This window comes from Streptomyces sp. NPDC037290 (genome assembly GCF_055603245.1).
Genome location: NZ_JBVJVZ010000104.1, coordinates 1 through 2,945, shown reverse-complemented (window position 1 = coordinate 2,945; position 2,945 = coordinate 1). Strand labels below are relative to the sequence as shown.

The window sequence follows — 2,945 nt, the reverse complement described above, 5'->3', positions numbered from 1 at the left end:
GCCCTCGGAGTTCCACGCCAGGGTCTGGTTGGCCTGGGTGCCGGGGCGGGTGGTCGTGTTGCCCGCCAGGTCGTAGCTGTACGTGGCGGCCTTGGCCCCGGTGGTCTTCACCAGGGGGTGGGGCTGGCCGGTCGGCGTCTTGTACTCGTAGTTGGTGGTCGCGTCGCCGGTCGCGGTGTGGGTGGTCTCGGTGCTGCGCTGGCCCGCGCTGTTGTACGTGTAGCTCGTCCAGTACGGCGCAGCGCCGTCGAGGTTGGCCGTGGTGCGGCCGGACGTCGCGCAGTCGGCGGACTTCGGGGTCCAGGCCTCGGTCATGCGACGGTGTGCGTCGTAGGCGAAGCACTGGTTGTCGGCCTCGGCGGTGCCGCCGAGCGTCGTGGGGTCGAGGATCGACAGTACGTTGCCGGCTTCGTCTCGGGCGAAGTTGAGGTCCTGGAGCATGTACGGGTGGGTCTGGTCCGTGACATGGCTGCGGGTGAGCCGGCCGGTCCCCGGCTCGTACTTGTTGGTGATGTAGGTGCTCTTCGCGCCCGCTCCCAGCGAGAGCTGTTCGACCTGGCCGATGGCGGAGTACGTGACGCCAAGCAGGTAGGTGCTGGTGCCCGAGAGCTCCGTCACCAGACCGGTGGAGTTGTACTTGGGCGAGACGATCTCAGCGGCGAGGCCGCCGGCTCCCGGCTCCTTGGTGTTGGCGACGCTCCCGTCCGGGAGGTACGCCGTTCCGAACGTGAGGGTGGAGGTGACGGCCCCGGAGGTGACCAGCGGGTCATCGGCCGGCAGCACGACGTCGGTGCTGGTGGCGCGGCCGAGCGTGTCGTATGCGGTGACCTGCTTCTTGTACTTCTTGCCTGCGGCTCCGCCCACGTAGCGGGTGGAGGCGTCGGGCTGGCCCTTCAGGAGCGTGTCGTAGGTCCAATCGGCGAGCTTGTTCGCGTCCGACTTTTCGGACTGCCACAGGCCGGTCTTGCGGCCCAGTTCGTCGTACCCGTACAGCAGCTTCGCGTTGCGCGCGTCCTTGGTGAGGGCGACCTGGTCCAGGTCGGTGTACTCGGTGCTGGTGCTGCCCTTGTCCGGGTCGGTCGCGGTGACTTCGCGGCCGAACAGGTCGTAGGTGTAGCTCCACTTGGCGTCGTCGACGCCGGTGATCACGGACGGTTTGCCGTCCCGGGTGTAGTCGTACTTCACCCGGGTGTACGGGGTGCCGGTCGCGGCCCCGTACGCCGTGTCCGTCGGGGTGATGCCCCCGTAGGTGCGGGTCTCCGTGGTGCGGCCCAGCGCGTCAGTGATGGTGCGCGAGGCGTTTCCGCCCTGGGGGGCGGTGGTGGCGGTCGAGTCGCCCGTGTAGCTGGTGGTGGTCGACCAGCGGTCCACTCCGAACACGGTGAGCGTGGTCTTCGTGGGCCGGGCAGCCGCGTCAAAGGTTGTCCGGGTCAGCGCCGGGGTGTGGGCGTAGGAGGCGCGGGCGTAGGTGCCGTTCGGGGCCTTGAGGTTGTCGTAGATGTCCGCGTAGGTCTCGTAGGCGAGTCCGCGGGAGTCATAGCTGGTGTCGGTGAGAATCCGGCCGCCGAGGGGGGATTCGGTCTGGGTCTGGAGCGGACGCAGCAGGGCGTCGGCGATGGCGTAACTGGTCTGGTAGGTCTGGCCGTCGGCCCTGAGAGTGCTGACGGAGGTCCAGGGCTGGCTGTCACGCGCGAAGTTGTAGTTGTACTTCGCCGAGGGCGTGTCGATGCCCTTCGTCCGGTTCGGCGCCCAGGTGGCGGTGAGGCGGCCCAGCGCGTCGTAGGTGCTCTCGGTCTTCTTGAGGTTGGCGTCGAGTGTGCTGGTTACCGATCCGCGTGCCGGGTCCAGGTAGGAGTACGACTTGTGGATCTGGCCGTTGGAGGAGACGAGTTTGGGAGACGAGACAATGGTCGAGGTCAGCGGGCCGGCCGCTGCGGGGTAATACGCAGTAGAGGCGAGTTGACCCTTGGCGTCCACAACAGTGAGCGGGCGGCCAAGAGAGTCGTATGAAGTCTTGCCGATAGCCTGCCAACCACCGTTGGCGGCAGGGTGACGGTCGGTGGTTCCTGCGGCAGCCGGATACGCCTTGGCTCTTCCTGCCCAGGTGGCGAGCCCGCGGGTCGGGGTCTGGGAAGCGGTCCAGCCGGTTGCGGAGGGGTTGTCGTAGACGGCCGCGGTGTCGGAAAGGACGTTTCCGCGGCTCGCGGAGTTCGCCGGGAGGTTCAGTTTGTCGTCGGTGATGGTCGCCCCGGCGGAGTCCATGCACGCGGAGCCGACGACGCGCGTACGGGAGACGAGGTTGGTCAGCCCCTCGGAGGGATTACGCGCGTACCACGTGCGGCTACAGGTTTCGTCGCCTGACTTGGCCATGTCCCCACTCGACTCGGTCCGGGTGACCATGCCGTAGGTGGTGTCGTACGTGTACGTGGTGCTGGTGCGCCGCCAGGTGTTGCTGACGGGCAGGTAGGTGTTCTGGTACGTGCGCGCGGTGCGGACGAAGTTCGCCTTGGTGTTGGCGTATGAACGCTGCTGGCTTGCGGTCTCGTGGTACCAGATGTTGTTGAAGGAGACGGAGACAGGCTCCGCGGCGTTGTAGGTGATCTCCTGGCGCAGGAACCCGGAGTAGACGTCCAGGTCGGTGGCGTCGGATGCGTTCAGGCCCGCGACGTCGATCCCCAGGACCTGGGCGCTGCGGGTCGTGCCGTCGAGGCGCTTGTCCCCGTGCATGCCCTGCATGTAAAGGCGCACCGTCTTGGACTGTGGGTGGTCGGTGTCCCCGGTGTACGTGGTGACCTTCTGGTATCCGCGCCAGCTGGACCAGGTCCGCTCGTCCTGGGGGGTAAAGGGGTCGTTGTTGTAGTGCCAGCCGGGGTTCTCGTAGGTGTACGAGTTCTCCACCGCGGGGTTCTGGCCCGCGGGGTCGGAGGTGGTGACGGCGAGGACGT

At 67.3% G+C, this 2,945-nt stretch carries 1 protein-coding gene; it reads right to left on the bottom strand.

Going from position 1 to position 2,945, the window contains the following annotated elements:
• Positions 1-2,945, bottom strand: a 2,945-nt coding sequence (locus ACZ7HQ_RS45110) for an RHS repeat domain-containing protein (protein ID WP_471003360.1), incomplete at both ends; no start/stop codon positions are given.